Source organism: Bifidobacterium tsurumiense (genome assembly GCF_000741765.1).
GTDB lineage: Bacteria > Actinomycetota > Actinomycetes > Actinomycetales > Bifidobacteriaceae > Bifidobacterium > Bifidobacterium tsurumiense.
On sequence record NZ_JGZU01000004.1, the window covers coordinates 24274 to 40632 of the forward strand.

Below are 16359 nucleotides of genomic sequence, written 5' to 3' on the forward strand. Positions count from 1 at the left end.
GGATTAACAAGTTCGAGAACTCAACAAGCTCTCTAAGCTTCGGTACGCGTTGCGATTCGGACACAGTATAGCATTACGAAACGTATCCAAACTGCAAATACACACCTGCACAAAGAACCAGCCCTTCGATGCACCGTTGAACCGAAGAGCCGCAATTACTTTCCCTCCCCTTTTAGGGCAAGGCGTCAGGGATATCGATATCGGTTTTCTGCACTTCTTCGACATTGACGTCCTTGAAGGTAACAATCCGCACATTTTTCACAAAACGAGAGGAACGATACACATCCCACACCCACGCATCAGTGAGCTGAACATCGAAATACACGTCCTGCCCGGCGGAACGCACGTTGAAATCCACCTTATTGGCCAGATAAAATCGGCGTTCCGTTTCCACTACATATGTGAAAAGCTTGATGACGTCACGATATTCCTTATACAGGGCGAGTTCAGCGTCGGTCTCGTAATTGTCCAGATCTTCGGCGCTCATTATTTCCCCTTCCGAGCCGCGTTTACGGCTCCGCCCCAGTGTGCGCCACCAGGCGTCCTTCGATCCTTTTCGATCCTCCGAAGAGAACGGCCAATTGCTGACATCCGACTTGGAATCATCCTGTGCTTCCTGCGTTTCGGAAGTAATTTCGGATTGCACGGATTCAAAATGGGACTCAGCATCGTGAGCTTTGCTGCCATCGAAATCTGACTTGGCCGCACGATTATCATCGTGGTCTTCTGTGCCGGCGGCATTCTCCCGCTTGGTCTTTTGCTTGATGGCGATCGAGTGTTCCCGCGCGCTAAGGGCTTCCTGCACACCGGGATTATCTTCGATCATATGCATGCCGAAGGCATCCAATGAACGGATGGGATCATATTCGTCAGCCAAGGTATCCATGACGATAAGGTCCTGGTATTTGCCCACTTCGGCATCCCACAGTCCGTCACGAGCAGTGCCTGAAGGCACAAATCCCAAGGACTGGTAGACGGATAGCGACCGCGTATTCTTCTCAGGCACAGACACCCATATGCGATGCAACCCCAATCCTGCAGGAGTCGAGGCAAAACCATAGGTCATCACCCTGGGCATCGCATCGCGAGAATACCCGCGACCACGGTAATCCTTGCCCAAAATAACCTGGATACGAGCAGAACGCGCCCAACCGTCAATGTCTATGAGGAAAATCATTCCGATGACATTATCGGTATTCGCCGCATCAATCTGGCCGTCCGCATCATGATCGGCATCGGTGAGAATCGACCAAGCGATGGTACGTCGCGCCTCCGGATCACCGACCCCGGAATCGGATGGTGCCAGTCCCTTCGACCATGCCACGGAGCGTTTCACCCATGTCTGCACGATCGCCCGCTCGGAATGAACATCCTTGCCTGTTATTCCTGACGCGTTATAAAAAGCTTCCAATTCATCCAAGCGTGACAAATCCTCAACACTTGCCGGCCGCAGATGGACCATTTCCCCTCGAATAGGCGGAATAAACAGCTGAGCCGGTAACTGTCGTAGCTCGGACTGTACTAACGGAGGTTCAGAACTCACGGACATTCGTTTGTGTTTCCTCACACGGTTGCAATCGGACATTCCTTCGTTCCATGGTACTCCGCAGCCCCTATGAAAGTGCAGTCCCAGCGATTGCGCAATTCATATCGAAGCCGACTGGATATGTCACAGGTGCATACGTCACCAACGAACGTATGCACCCTGCTAAATGCACCTTATGCGGAGTATCTAAGCCACTGAATCAGTGCAGCTTCTCCATGACGATCTTGGTCACGGCCTTGGCATCGGCCTGTCCCTTCGTGGCACGCATAACAGCGCCGATAATCGCTCCCATCGGCTTCATATTGCCGCTCTTGAGCTTCTCCACCACATCCGGATTGGCGGCAAATGCCTCATCGACGGCAGCCACCAAAGCACCGTCATCGGAAACCACCTGGTATCCGTGTGCCTTCACCACGTCTGCAGGATGACCTTCGCCTGCCAGGACTCCGGCAACCGTCTGCTTTGCCAACTTATCGTTGAGCTTGCCGTCTGCGATCAGCTTTTCGACTTCAGCCACATCTTCAGGGGTGATATCCAACTCTTCGAGAGACACGCCCTTTGCATTGGCCTCACGCGAAAGCTCGCCCAGCCACCACTTCTTGGCACCGGAAGCGCTTGCTCCAGCGCTTACCGTCGCCTCAATGGTGTCCAAAGCATCGGCGTTGATGACGTCGCGCATTTCCAAATCGCTGAACTGCCATTCCTGCTGCAGGCGATTGCGACGCTCACGCGGCATTTCCGGCATTTCCTTCGAGATCCGGTCGATGCGATCCTTCGTGATATGCAGCATGACAAGATCGGGATCAGGGAAATAGCGATAGTCATCGGCATCGGACTTCACACGGCCACCTGCCGTGGTCTGTGTTGCCTCATCCCAATGGCGGGTTTCCTGCAGGATCTCGCCGCCATCAGCCAAAATAGCCGCCTGGCGACGGATTTCGTATTGCATGGTCTTCTCAATGCCACGGAAGGAGTTCACGTTCTTGGTCTCCGAACGTGTACCGAATTCCTTGGAACCCATTGGGCGCAACGACACATTGACATCAGCGCGCATATTGCCCTGCTCCATACGAGCATGGGAAATATTCAAAGCACGCACGATATCGCGAATCGCCCGCATATATGCTCCTGCGATCTCCGGCGCACGCTCTCCCGCACCCTCGATCGGCTTGGTGACGATTTCGATCAGAGGCACGCCTGCACGATTGTAATCGACCAGAGAATGATCGGCGCCTTCGATACGTCCATCGGCACCACCGACATGGGTGTTCTTTCCCGCATCATCCTCGATATGCGCGCGTTCGATCTGCACGCGGAACACCGTGCCATCTTCCAGTTCGACATCCAGATATCCATTGCCGTTGGTCGGCTTATCGTACTGGGAGATCTGGTAATCGCGTGGCATATCCGGGTAGAAATAGTTCTTGCGAGCGAACTGGCTCCACTCCGCTATTTCGCAGTGCAATGCAAGACCGAGCTTGATTGCATAATCCACTGCGGTCTCATTGATAACCGGAAGAGAGCCGGGCAATCCCAAACTCACAGGTGTCAGCTGGGAATTCGGTTCGCCGCCGAATTCAATGTGCGCCGGGCAGAAGAGCTTGGTGTTGGTGCTCAGCTCAACATGGGTCTCCAAACCGAATACCGGATCGAATTGCTTGACGGCATCGGCGTATTTCATCAGTTTTTCAGCCATTGTTCCTATTCTTTCCGACGCTTATTTGGTCAAGCCATCCAGCCAAGGCGTATTCATTGACTGCCACATCGGACCGCCCCACTTGTCATTCAATGCCGCTTCCAATGCTGCTGCAGGCTTGTACAGCACATCATCTCGCTTCTGCGGCGCAATGAGCTGGAAGCCTGTCGGCAGACCGTCGTCAGACAATCCCGAAGGAATGCTCATCGCCGGCACACCGGCAAGATTTGCTGGGATGGTGGCGATATCGTTCATATACATCGCCATCGGATCATCCGTCTTCTCGCCGAAACGGAAAGCCGTGGATGGTGAAGTAGGAGAAACCAGCACATCGACCTGGTCGAACGCCTTGTTGAAGTCGTCGATGATCAAGGTGCGTACCTTCTGGGCTGAGCCATACCAGGCATCGTAATATCCAGCCGAAAGCGCATAGGTGCCAAGGATGATACGACGCTTGACTTCATCACCGAAACCGGCTTCACGAGTGTAGGCCATCATATTGGCAGCGGTTTGTGGCACATCAGCAGGCGGCATGACCCGCAGACCATAGCGCATACCGTCGTAACGAGCAAGGTTGGAGCTGACCTCGGAAGGCATGATGATGTAATACGCACCCAAGGAGTAGGGGAAGTGAGGACAGGACACTTCAACGACCTCAGCGCCCATTTCCTCGAGCATGGATACCGCCTCATTGAAGCGAGCCTCGACGCCTGGCTGGAATCCCTCACCGGAAAGCTCCTTAACCAGTCCGACCTTCATGCCCTTGAGATCGCGCTTTGCACCTTCTCGTGCAGCTGCGGCAAGAGCCGGGACATCCATTGGGATCGAGGTGGAATCGCGGCGATCATGTCCGCCGATGACCTCTTGCAGGAGTGCGGAATCAAGAACCGTGCGAGAGACAGGACCAATCTGATCCAATGAGCTTGCCATGGCGATTGCACCAAAACGGCTCACTCCGCCATATGTTGGCTTGACACCGACTGTGCCGGTCAAAGCACCCGGCTGACGAATCGAACCACCGGTATCCGTTCCCAAAGCCAAAGGAGCTTCGAAAGCTGCGACTGCAGAAGCGGAACCACCGCCGGAACCGCCTGGGACCCTCTCGGTATCCCAAGGATTGTGAGTGGTCTGATATGCGGAATGCTCAGTGGAGGAACCCTGTGCAAACTCATCGAGATTGGTTTTACCCAACAATGGCATACCGGCAGCCTTGAGCTTTTCGATAACAGTGGCATCGTAGGGAGGGACCCAACCCTCGAGAATTTTGGATGCTGCTGTTGTCTGGATGCCTTTGGTGACGATCATATCCTTGATCGCAATGGGCACGCCGGCCAACTCCGGTGCATCCTCAGCCTCGCCTTCTGCGTGGCGTTCATCAAAAGCATCGGCCTGCGCCAACGCCTCTTCGCCTGAAACGGTGAGGAAAGCCTGAATGCTCGGCTCGGCTTGTTCGATCACAGAAAGATGCGCCTCGACCAATTCACGGCTGGAGACTTCCTTCGATTGAATCTTCCCAGCCATCTCAGCGGCGCTGAGCTTGACCAATTCTTGAATATCGCTCATCTCACTCCTCTCCCAAAATGCGCGGCGCAACGAACATACCGGACTCAGATACCGGAGCACCGGCCGTGGCCTCCTCCTGAGTCAAAGGAGTCTCAGCCACATCGGGGCGCAGATACGCTTCAAGCGGGACCGGATTCGCAGTGGGGGCAACATCGTCACCAGCCACTTCTTGAACCTTGTTGATGGATTCTGCGATGACATTCAATTCACCCTGCAAGCGGGTGATTTCCTCATCGGTGAGCGCAATCCTGGCCAAATCGCCCAGGTGCTCGATTTCTTCACGTGTGAATGTTGGCATGCTTGTAACTATATGAGCCGTATATGACGTTGCATAGACCAACCGTCATTTATTCGCAATGAATGCGTTACAAGCAATCAGCAAGGAAATGAAAGCGTTTCAATCGTGGGAAGAACGCTTAAGCCATGCGGAAAAAGAGTGCGCTCAAAACCGGCGTTGAAGATAGCAATATGACGTCTGAAATCTCATGTTCAGATGAAGGAGACCTCAGACGCCAATAACCCTGTCTTGAAATCTGGACAGCAGCCTACTTGATATCGCTGCGCTTCACTATCAGCATCCCGATTGCATAGATCACCACTGTCCATGTAAGCAAGACCAAACCGCTCACCCACCACACTGGCATGCCCCATCCCAAATCACTGGAATCTGCGTATGCGATTTCAGCTGCGGGCGATCTTCCTAAGACGAAATTCGACAGCGAGTATGAAGGCAGATAGTAGCCTGCTGCACCAAGCCAGCGAATGTTAACGGCAAAAATCGAAAGCATTTGGAATATCGATGGCAATATGCTCAATAGACCAATAAGAGCCAATACGCCACCGATAGTCGATCGGCATATCGCTCCCAGTCCGCAACCAATCAGGCAAATGGCCGCAACACCCGATGGAGCGCCAAGAATAACCAGATACGGCAGCCCTGCCTGCCCTTCAGGCAAGGCTCCTAAGCTCATGCCTGCACTCGTTATATAAAATGCTCCAATGGCGAGCAGTACTCCAACAAGCGTGGTGACCCACACAATCCCAACCAAGGCAACGCATTTTGCGAACATGGCCGACAGACGTCGCGGATTAACCGTCAATGTCGATTGAATTGATGTCGTGGTGTATTCAGTGGTGATATTCATGACGCCGAATATCCCCAGAACGAAAGCGGCCAATCCGCAAGCGCCCGCTATGTTGTTCCACAACAATGTCATGTCCATGGAGAACATCTCGTCCTGAGGAGCCTGTTCGCTCATCCAACGAGTCAGACCGGTTTGCAACGCAGTGAGCGCGGGGAACAGAACGATGGCAATACCTATCATCCACCATGTCGACACCAGACTCATTGATTTGATGAATTCGGCACGTACGCATCCCCAGAAATTGAGCCGTATGCGCCTTGACGACATGCGACGACCCGTGGTGTATCCGCTCGATAAAGAAGAGTTCATATTCGAATGCATCTGGCTCATCGGGAATCTTTCCCTTCGGTCTGTGTTAGGGGCGAGACGTTGTTGTTTTGGTTCTGCCGAATGCTATTGCCGTATTGCACAGGTGCTTGTCCAGGAACTTCTCTGGTCACATATTGCACCTGCGAGTGGGTGAGCGTCATATAGGCATCCTCAAGTGAGGCATGCTCTTGAGTCATGCTGTACACCACCAGCTGCGCCTGCGCGAATACTTGAGCCGTGGCTTTCAAATCGGCGCCGGTAATGCGCACTGCGATGCCGTCTTCCGGTTCGCCAGCACGCAAAGCGTCAGGTTGAATCTGCACTTCCGAGGCATGGGCAAAAATTGCGCGAAGCAAATCAGGGTTGGGCGTCACCACTCGCAAAGCGTGTGAGGAATGCTCATTGATGAACTGTTCCACTGTGATATTCGCCAGAATATTTCCTTGTCCGATTATGACGAGGTTATCCGCGGTTTGCGCCACTTCGCTCATGAGATGCGAGCTCAGCAGCACCGCGCGTCCTTGTCCGGCATAGAAACGGCATAGCTCGCGAACCCATTTCACGCCTTCCGGGTCGAGTCCGTTAACCGGCTCATCAAGAATGAGATTATGTGGGTCGCCTAGCAACGCGGCAGCAATCGAGAGCCTCTGGCTCATCCCCAACGAATAAGCGCCTGCTTTTCGCTTTTTTACCGACTCCAACCCTGTCAGAGCGATCACTTCGTCAACTCTGCGGGTTGGAATGCCATGTGTGGCAGCCAATGCCTTGAGATGAGCATATGCCGATCTGCCTTTATGAGCAGATTTTGCATCCAAGACCGCTCCAACGGCAGTCATTGGCGAAGGATTTTCGACATACGGTCTTCCGTCAATGAAGGCCTGACCCGAGTCGGGTCTGATCAAGCCGAGCACCGCCCGCATGGTGGTCGACTTGCCCGCTCCATTAGGACCCAAGAATCCCGTGACTTTGCCATCTTCGGCTGTGAAACTCACGTTTCGAAGAGCAACTTTGTTCCCAAACGATTTAGTGAGATTTTGTATTTCAATCACAGTCTCATTGTACAGCGGCCTTACAATTGAGCGCCGTTATCAAACCTTTTCTGAGACAAGACATCTCATGCGGCATGTTGCGCAATCCAGCAATGCATGGCGACCGCAGCTGCAGCACCTGCATTGATGGAGCGCACCGAACCGAATTGGGAAATATAGACCACATCATCAGCAAGTTCCAAAGCCTTTTGAGAAAGGCCAGGCCCTTCCGCCCCGAACAGCATCAGACAGGTCTCGGGGAATTCATACCGCTCAATGGGTTGTGCACCATCAACGATATCCAAGGCAATAACGCGCCCTTGAGGATGGCTCTGTCTCCACGTGCTCACCAATTCACTGATCGAGGGATGATTGAACACATGTTGGTAGAGCTCGGTCATCAATGAGCCCTTGCGGTTCCATTTATGCGGCCCGACGATATGAACAGCGCGTGCGCTAAAAGCGTTTGCGGTGCGCACCATGGACCCGATATTGAAATCATGGGTCCAATTTTCAACTGCCACCTCGAATCCGTGGCGACCACGTTGATCGAGATCATCTTTTATGGCTTCTACTGACCAATACCGATATCGATCGAGAACATTGCGACGGTCGCCTTCATCGAGCAATGCCGAGTCCAGGCGAGTGTCGAAATTGGGTGACTGGGGATCATCGGGACGAGGCTCTCCGGGATGGGTTTGAGACCACGGACCGACACCCACTTCTCTGAACACGGGTTCGCCAGAGGCTTTGGCAGCTATGTCGATGGGATTCGGTTCATGCATGGCGCAGTTCGTTTTCCTTATAAATCTCCACGAATGGGAGTTCATGGCGCTCACCATTCACTGGATTGACGATTTCCACAACAGGTTGTGCCATGTCAACGCCACCGATCAAGGAGGCTACAGCCACAACCTTTGCCTGTTCACGTTCCATAACACCGAAATCTAGCCCTAATTCATTGCCATTGCGCAGTGTGACAAGCGAAGATGTCTGCACATAGGACTTTTCGGACAACCAGGCGTCTAATAGAATGACACGTTTCCCAGCGATCGAGGGGCCTTTGATAGAGGGATACACAAAATCCATGACGAAGCCATCAAGATCTTCGCCGCGGGAAGCAGCAGCATGGATCACCGCATCCATAACAGGCACAGCTGCTGCCGTCAATGCCCCTATGGCGTCGAAGTCATCCACTGAATATCCGCGTTCCTCCAAGGTGTCGAGCACCACATGGCCGACTATTGCCGCGCCTTGATGCCCATACAGCACATCCGAAAGCTCACTGAAGGGTTTGTCTGCCATAGAAGCATTCAGCAATCTCGCGAGCTGCTCCCGAGGATCCAGCATTGCAAATGGCGTGTTCTCGTCGGCGGTCACCGGTGCGGCATTGACCACACCACCGGTTTTGCGGAATTCCTGATTGTCGCTCATGGTTTCAGCCTAATGCCTTGGCTCGTCAACCAATGTGATCCGAAGCAAGTCGATCGGCTGGAACCTGAGTTTTTCAACAATCGTAGTGCCGTCAGAGACAGGAATTCCTCATGTTTTGTGCTGCATCCTGACTGAACGCACTTCATAAAACACCTAGAACACACAGAACACACTTCAGTTGGTCTCACCCGCAGACTGCACTTCCGGGGCAGTCAACTCCTTGACATCAGCTTTGTCCGAATCGATTATTTCCAATGGTTCGATAACTTTGTTCTGGTCGATTTTCTGCAGTTTTCTCGCTGTTACCAATACACGTGATTCAAGCGAAGAGGCAAAGGCATTGTATGAGGCGACCGTGCGCGTGATCGCAGAACCCAGCTTCTGGGCTTTGTCTCCCAGCACCGCAAAGCGTTCATACAATTCTCGAGACAGATCGAAGAGTTGTTTGGCGTCATCGGTCAGACTCTGCTGTTGCCAAGCATAGGCCACGGATTTCAGCACAGCCCATAGGGTTACGGGCGACGTCAGAGCGACTTTCTTGGAAAAAGCGTCATCCATAAGTGCAGGATCAGTTTCCATGGCAGCTTGCAGCAGTGCTTCGTTTGGAATGAACGCCACCACGAAGTCAGGAGCCGTGTCGAATGCGTTCCAGTATGCCTTGTCGCCCAATACTTTGACATGATCACGCAATGCCTTGGCATGCGATTTCAACAATTGCGAACGCCTGGCGAGCTCCTCCTCGGAGGCGGTATCAGGAATGGCACAAGCCCGCTGATAATCCGCATAGGGCGCTTTCGCGTCAATAGGAATGGATTTTCCTCCCGGCAGATGAACCACCATATCCGGCCTCTGCGTGCGTCCGTTGTCATCCTCCACGACAACCTGTGTGTCAAAATCGACATGTTCCAGAAGCCCTGCGGACTCGACAATGTTTTTCAGCTGAGCTTCCCCCCAAGCCCCGCGAATGGTGTTATTGCGCAAAGCCGCCGATAATGAACTTGTCTCTTTGTCGAGCCTCGATTGCTGCTCGCCCAACCCTTTGAGCTGCTCGCCCAAAGCGCCCATCTCCTGTTTACGACCCTCTTCAATTTGCGTGACTTTGTGTTGCAGGGCATCCAGATTCTTCTGAACCGGAGCCAACGCTTCCAATACCTTGCTTTGCTCAGCCATGGTTTTGGCGTCCTCATGTCGCCTACGCTCTGCCTCAGCCTCCGCACGTTCTCTTTCTCGCTGCAAACGCAGCTGTTCCGCTTGTTGCGACTGGGCGAGCTGTGACTTCACGAATGCCAATTGCTGACCCAAACCATCGCTTTGAGCCCTGCTTTCCGCATGCGCCGCCGCAAGATCTGCAAGCTGTTGCCGCAAATCATCACGTTGAGCGGTCAGTTCTTCCAAATCGGCATTCTTTACCGACCGCGCCAATTCCTGACCCTTGGCCTTGCCGAGGAGAAAGCCGATTGCGCACCCCAACGCTGCGATAACTATCAATATGAATATGCCAACAGCCACATTATCGAACATATGTTCTATCTAAGCCGATGGGCTGGACCCTCCACACTGGGCCACCACAAAGAGCTCAGCCAGATCAACTCAGACAACTGGAGCGAACCAGCTTGAGGCACCCGCAATCATTACGACTTCACCAAGCGAGCGATCGCAGCTGACGCCTCGGCAACTTTCTCGTCGGCAACATCTCCGCCTTGCTCAACCGCCTGCTTAATGCAATGCTGCAGATGATCATCGAGCAATATCTGCGCAACCGATTTCAGAGCAGAAGTGGATGCGGAGATTTGCGTGAGCACATCGATGCAATACGCATCATCCTCCACCATTTGCGACAAGGCTCGAACCTGGCCTTCGACCCGCTTCAATCTCGCCACGACCTTGGCCTTGTCTGCACTATATCCCTGCATAACCAATCCTTTCTTGCACTTTCGGCGTTTCCATACTGCACCAACGACATAAGTTATGCTGAATGGTTAAATTATATACCCAATACCCCCATGGGGTATATTATGAAGCCGTCAACGAAATCAGGAACGTTCCAACGGGAACGCAATACAGCGAGAATAAGGAGCATGATATGACACCTCAGGTTTTGGTCGTCATAGCAACATTCGTCATCGCTGCCGTACTGACTTGGGCGATACTTGCCTTCTTTTTCGGCAAGCAGCGTCAAACTTCAGGAACTATGCACGACGGTATGCAAACAGCAACCATCACGGTTAAGGGAGGGTATTCGCCGGCAAATATTGCCATACAGGCCGGGGTTCCCACCACTTTGACCTTCGACCGCCAAGAAGAGGGCGAATGCACTTCTCATGTCGTCTTTTCGGACCTTGGCTTGGACACATTCCTCCCGGGACACGAACGCACGGATGTGAACCTCCCTGCACTGGAACCGGGAATGTATTCCTTCGCTTGCGGAATGAATATGGTGCACGGTTCGGTGACTGTGCTTCCAGCCGATCAGAATGCACAGCAAACAACTACGAATACGTCAGAACGATCCGCGCAAGTCGCCGCAAAGCAGCATCACACGAACGACTCCACCAAGACAACCACCTCACACGCATCCGCCACAGCAACTCTCGGCAGCAACGCCCTGAATAGTGAGCAACGAGCCAGTGAAGAACGCCGCAAAGAGATAGCACAACTGACCCGACTGGTCATCGTAGGAGCCATTTTCACCCTGCCGGTATTCGTGGCAACCATGCTTCATATGGTGAATCACACGTGGGTCCCCGCATGGATGGTGAATCCTTGGTTGCAAGCGGTATTGATAACACCTGTGATGTTCTACTCCGGCGCACCGATTCATCGAGTCGGATGGCCGGCTCTGCTTCACCGCTCCCCCGACATGAATTCTCTTGTCGCATTGGGTTCAACAGCAGCATATGTCTACAGTCTGTTGATCTGCATCGCACCAAATATCATGCCGGCCGGTTCGCGTAAGCCTTACTTCGAATCGGTAGGCGTTATCATCACGCTGGTCCTGCTGGGTCGACTGTTGGAAAGCCGCGCTCGCGAAGGCACCGGAAAAGCGGTGCAATCACTAATCAAGCTTCGCCCTCGTACGGCACATACCATTGACCAGAACACTCTGGATCAGGGACAGCAAGCTTGGTCCAATCCGAACAATGCACGCGATATCGATATCGATCAGCTCACATCGGGTGCCATTATTGTGGTTCGCGCAGGCGAGCGCATCCCCACCGACGGCATCGTGTTGGCAGGTAGCGCCCATATTGACGAGTCGATGATTACCGGTGAATCACGGCCTGTTCAGCGCACCACTGCAGAAACCGTCACGGGAGCAACCATTCTGCTCGACGGTGCCTTGGCCGTGCAAGCGACGCATGTTGGAGAGGACACTGTGTTGGCACAGATCATCACCATGGTGTCCAAAGCACAGGCAACCAAGGCTCCTGTCCAGCAACTTGCCGACAAGATTTCTCGCATCTTTGTGCCAGTGGTGTTTGTCATTGCAGTCTGGACTTTTGCGGTCTGGTTTGCACTCGGCCCAGATCCTCGACTTGCACATGCCTTGGTTACTGCGGTGAGCGTATTGATCATTGCCTGCCCTTGCGCCCTTGGTTTGGCCACCCCTCTTTCAGTGACTGCGGCTATGGGTATCGGAGCTACCAATGGCGTATTGGTCACTTCGGCCAAGGCACTCGAACAGGCACGTCATATTCGCACTGTGGTCTTTGATAAGACCGGCACCATAACGCGCGGCGTTATTGATGCGAATGCCGATTTCTCCAAGCCATCGTATGACGACGATCCCATTAAAGAAGGCTCCAAGGAGGCCATTGCCGCCTTGCATCAGGCCGGTGTTCGCACGGTTATGTTAAGCGGCGACAAGGCCGAAGTCGCAGAGCGAATTGCGACTGAAGTCGGCATCGATACGGTGATCGCTCAGGTGAAACCGGATGGCAAGGCGTACTGGATCGAACGGCTCCAAAACGAACGCGATCAGAGACATGCCGAAAATGAACTGGTCGCCATGGTCGGCGATGGCATCAATGATGCTCCCGCTCTTGCACAGGCGGATTTGGGATTGGCCATAGGAACAGGAACCGATGTGGCGATGCAATCCGCTGACGTTACTTTGATGAGCGGCGATCTTCGCGGGGTGCTGCGCACTATCAACCTCTCCCATGCAACCATGCGCAATGTTCGCGAAAATCTGATTTGGGCGCTTGGATACAACGTCATCGGCATCCCAGTGGCAGCAGGCCTTCTCTATCCGTTCACCGGATGGCTCCTCAGCCCGATGATCGCCGGAGCTGCGATGGCATTGTCTTCTGTCTGCCTGGTATTGAACGCCAATCGTCTGCACCGTGCACGTATCAGCGGCGAAACCGTGAGCACGACCTCCGGCAGGAATCATGAGGCAGGAGGCAGTGACGGACTGCACCACGAAGCCTCGACTGGCAAACCGCGTGTCATAATCGACACCCGCATCTCGCAGGACAGCACCGAATCATCGCATGGCAGCATGCCTCACACCGCATCCAACGGCGTTGAGCACAGCCATCACACCACCCATGAAGATCATCATCACAATCACAAGGAGCACAATATGAATATGGAATCATCCACTGATGCGTCCACCGCAATCGATCCGGTTTGCGGAATGTCCGTGAGCGTGGGCGAAGGCACACTCTCCAAGGAATTTGACGGCAAAACATATTATTTCTGCAGCGAACACTGCGCTTCCTCATTTGAGAAGGAACCACACAACTTCGTACACTGATTGATAGATTAGCGCCCACCGATCCTTCGTTGGACCGCTCCCATTGTCGGACTGAAGAGATTCAGATTCGATGATCGGATGTGTAGCCCTCATAGAATCGGTGGGCGCTTTGCTATGCTCCGTTGGTCTTTGAGATTGCATTTCGCGCACTAACACGAAAGGCCTCGACCATTCCGGCTGCACCATTGAATCGATGATTCAATCCAATACATCTGCGCAGTCAAGAATGGCCGAGGCCTTCAGTCACCTATCACTCAGAGGATTCACCCTCTTGTCCGATCACGCTGAGCTTCAGATGTTCATCGCCGACATGGTCAGCCAGCACGCGGTCACCATCATGCACTGTTCCTGCCAGCAGCATGCGGGCTAGTTGATCGCCGACCTCGGTTTGCACCAGTCGACGCAACGGACGCGCACCGTATGCCGGATCGAATCCCATATCCGCAAGCCATTCGCGTGCCGCCGCGCTGACATCCAAGCGAATGCGACGTTCGGAAAGGCGGGCAGCCACTTGTGCCACCTGAATATCCACGATGCCGCCCAGCTCTTCTCTTGTGAGAGGATGGAATATCACCAACTCATCAAGACGGTTGATGAACTCCGGCTTGAACTGCATATGGACCGCATTCATCACGGCATTGCGCTTGGCGTTCTCGTCCAGTTCAGGCTGCACCAAGAATTGTGAGCCCAGATTCGAAGTCATGATCAAGATCGTGTTTCTGAAGTCCACGGTCCGTCCCTGACCATCCGTCAAACGACCATCGTCAAGCACCTGCAGGAGCACGTCAAATACTTCAGGATGAGCCTTTTCCACCTCATCGAAAAGCACCACCGAATACGGGCGACGACGCACGGCTTCAGTAAGCTGGCCGCCTTCCTCATATCCGATATATCCAGGAGCAGCACCGATGAGGCGACTCACGGATGCCTTGTCCATGTATTCGCTCATATCGATGCGCACCATGGCCTTCTCATCATCAAAGAGGAAGTCTGCCAAGGCCTTCGCCAATTCGGTCTTTCCGACACCGGTTGGTCCGAGGAACAGGAAAGAACCCGTTGGCCTATTTGGATCGGAAATGCCGGCCCTTGAACGACGCACTGCATCCGAAACGGCACGAATTGCTTCCTTCTGGCCAATAACGCGATGAGAGAGATACTCCTCCATGTGGAGCAGCTTCTCATTCTCACCTTGCATCAAGCGTCCAACAGGAATGCCTGTCCAATCCGCCACAATTTCCGCGACGGAATCGGCATCCACATGGTCAGGAACCATGGGCTCACTCTGGACGGAACGACCGGACTGCTCATCCTCAGCGCTTTGCTCTGCAAGCGCCAATTCACGTTGGATTGCCGGAATTTCGCCATAGAGAATGCGGCTTGCTTGCTCAAGATTTCCTTCGCGAGTGAACTTATCTGCCTCAACGCGCTTGGCATCCAATTGCGCACGCAAATCGCCGACCTTGTTATGTCCGGCCTTCTCGGCATCCCAACGGGACTTCAAGCCACTCAAGCGTTCACGAGTATTGGCAAGATCAGACTGCAACTTCTCCAGACGCTCTTTGGACGCAGGATCCTCAGCCTTGCTCAGCTGCATTTCCTCCATTTCCAGTCGCGTCACCTTGCGCTGCAATTCATCGATTTCCTCTGGCTGTGAATCAAGCTCCATGCGAAGATGCGCCGCTGCCTCATCAACCAAGTCAATTGCCTTGTCAGGCAGCTGACGACCGCTGATATAACGGTTCGACAAAGTCGCCGCCGCAACCAGGGCATCGTCACCTATGGTGACCTTGTGATGCGCCTCATACCGCTGCTTCAAACCACGCAAAATGGCGATAGTGTCCTCAACGCTTGGCTCACCGACGAATACCTGCTGGAATCGACGTTCCAAAGCGGGGTCCTTCTCGATGTTTTCGCGATACTCATCCAGCGTGGTCGCACCAATAAGACGGAGTTCACCGCGAGCCAGCATAGGCTTGAGCATATTGCCGGCATCCATGGATCCCTCGGCAGCGCCAGCTCCCACAATCGTGTGAATCTCGTCGATGAAGGTGATGACCTGGCCTTCGGCACTGCGGATTTCATTGAGCACTGACTTCAGACGCTCCTCGAACTCACCGCGATATTTCGAACCAGCGACCATCGAGCCCAAATCAAGGCTTATCAACTTCTTATTCTGCAGGGTCGTGGGAACGTCGCCTGCAACGATTCGTTGAGCCAATCCTTCAACCACCGCAGTCTTACCGACACCAGGTTCGCCAATCAGCACCGGGTTGTTCTTCGTACGACGGCTCAGGATCTGGATAACCCTACGGATTTCACGATCTCGGCCGATTACCGGGTCAAGCTTGCCTTCCTTTGCAGCGGCTGTGAGGTCGGTGGAATACTTTTCCAAAGCCTTGTAACTGCCTTCTGCATCAGGACTCGTGACTTTTGCGCCGCCTCTGATCTCAGGCACGGCCTTGCGCAAAGCTTTGGCCGTCACGCCGTTGGCTTCGAGTATTTCAGCACCCTGATTCGGCTTGCTGGCTGCGATGCCGATCAGCAGATGCTCTGTGGAGACGTATTCGTCGCCCATTTCCTGCATCTCTTTTTCAGCTTGAGCCAAAGCGGTTGACAATTGCCGACTGGCTTGGGGCTGTGCAGTGGTCGAACCACTGGCGCTAGGCAATGCCACCAATGCATTGCGCACCGCAGCACCTATCTGCTGCGCGTCTCCCCCAGCTGCCTGAATCAGTCCTGCTATGACACCATTTTCCTGGCGCAGCATTGCATCCAAGACATGCAGGGTTTCAACCTGAGCATTCCCTGCGGCGGATGCACTTTGAATTGCATCTCCAAGAGCTGTTTGCGCCATGGTGGTGAAACGTTGTTCCATA

General features: G+C 53.6%; 12 protein-coding genes and 1 pseudogene. 1 reads left to right on the plus strand and 12 read right to left on the minus strand.

Features of this window, described 5'->3' with window-relative positions:
• Positions 1-172: 172 nt before the first annotated feature.
• From BITS_RS08865 to BITS_RS02420, 11 genes and pseudogenes are all read right to left on the minus strand, one after another.
• A complete protein-coding gene (locus tag BITS_RS08865) occupies positions 173-487 on the minus strand; it encodes a DUF2469 domain-containing protein (protein WP_026642302.1) in 315 nt (104 codons plus the stop codon).
• Positions 488-496: 9 nt separating this feature from the next.
• Positions 497-1549: pseudogene (locus BITS_RS02375) on the minus strand (GNAT family N-acetyltransferase); the annotation flags it as partial.
• A 196-nt stretch (positions 1550-1745) separates the two neighbouring features.
• Complete coding sequence (gatB, locus tag BITS_RS02380; RefSeq protein WP_026642299.1) at positions 1746-3242, minus strand: Asp-tRNA(Asn)/Glu-tRNA(Gln) amidotransferase subunit GatB; 1497 nt, start codon at positions 3240-3242, stop codon at positions 1746-1748.
• Positions 3243-3263: 21 nt separating this feature from the next.
• Complete coding sequence (gene gatA / locus BITS_RS02385) at positions 3264-4805, minus strand: Asp-tRNA(Asn)/Glu-tRNA(Gln) amidotransferase subunit GatA (protein WP_026642298.1); 1542 nt, start codon at positions 4803-4805, stop codon at positions 3264-3266.
• A 1-nt stretch (position 4806) separates the two neighbouring features.
• A complete protein-coding gene (gene gatC / locus BITS_RS02390) occupies positions 4807-5103 on the minus strand; it encodes an Asp-tRNA(Asn)/Glu-tRNA(Gln) amidotransferase subunit GatC (protein WP_026642297.1) in 297 nt (98 codons plus the stop codon).
• A 247-nt stretch (positions 5104-5350) separates the two neighbouring features.
• Positions 5351-6280, minus strand: coding sequence for an ABC transporter permease subunit (locus BITS_RS02395; protein ID WP_026642296.1), 930 nt, complete (start codon positions 6278-6280; stop codon positions 5351-5353).
• Positions 6277-7308 (minus strand): ABC transporter ATP-binding protein, encoded by a 1032-nt coding sequence (locus tag BITS_RS02400; protein WP_081693548.1) that lies wholly within the window; start codon positions 7306-7308, stop codon positions 6277-6279. Before BITS_RS02400 ends, BITS_RS02395 begins: the two co-directional genes overlap by 4 nt.
• 65 nt (positions 7309-7373) lie before the next feature.
• On the minus strand, positions 7374-8072 hold the full coding sequence (locus BITS_RS02405; RefSeq protein ID WP_026642295.1) for a TrmH family RNA methyltransferase: 699 nt from the start codon (positions 8070-8072) through the stop codon (positions 7374-7376).
• Positions 8065-8721, minus strand: a complete 657-nt coding sequence (locus BITS_RS02410; protein WP_026642294.1) for a hypothetical protein — start codon at positions 8719-8721, stop codon at positions 8065-8067. Before BITS_RS02410 ends, BITS_RS02405 begins: the two co-directional genes overlap by 8 nt.
• Before the next feature lie 174 nt (positions 8722-8895).
• Entirely contained in the window at positions 8896-10242 is a 1347-nt protein-coding gene (locus BITS_RS02415; RefSeq protein WP_026642293.1) for a DNA recombination protein RmuC, read from the minus strand.
• Between the two features lie 110 nt (positions 10243-10352).
• Positions 10353-10634: a metal-sensitive transcriptional regulator gene (locus BITS_RS02420; RefSeq protein ID WP_026642292.1), complete on the minus strand. Its 282-nt coding sequence runs from the start codon at positions 10632-10634 to the stop codon at positions 10353-10355.
• 170 nt (positions 10635-10804) lie between these two features.
• Here BITS_RS02420 and BITS_RS02425 point away from each other — a divergent pair, with 170 nt between their 5' ends.
• Positions 10805-13483, plus strand: a complete 2679-nt coding sequence (locus tag BITS_RS02425; protein ID WP_034534002.1) for an HAD-IC family P-type ATPase — start codon at positions 10805-10807, stop codon at positions 13481-13483.
• A gap of 250 nt (positions 13484-13733) precedes the next feature.
• On the opposite strand, the gene clpB is transcribed toward BITS_RS02425, so the two are convergent.
• Positions 13734-16358 carry an ATP-dependent chaperone ClpB gene (gene clpB / locus BITS_RS02430; RefSeq protein ID WP_026642290.1) on the minus strand — a complete coding sequence of 875 codons (2625 nt, stop codon included), beginning with the start codon at positions 16356-16358 and terminating at the stop codon, positions 13734-13736.
• Between the last annotated feature and the right edge of the window lies 1 nt (position 16359).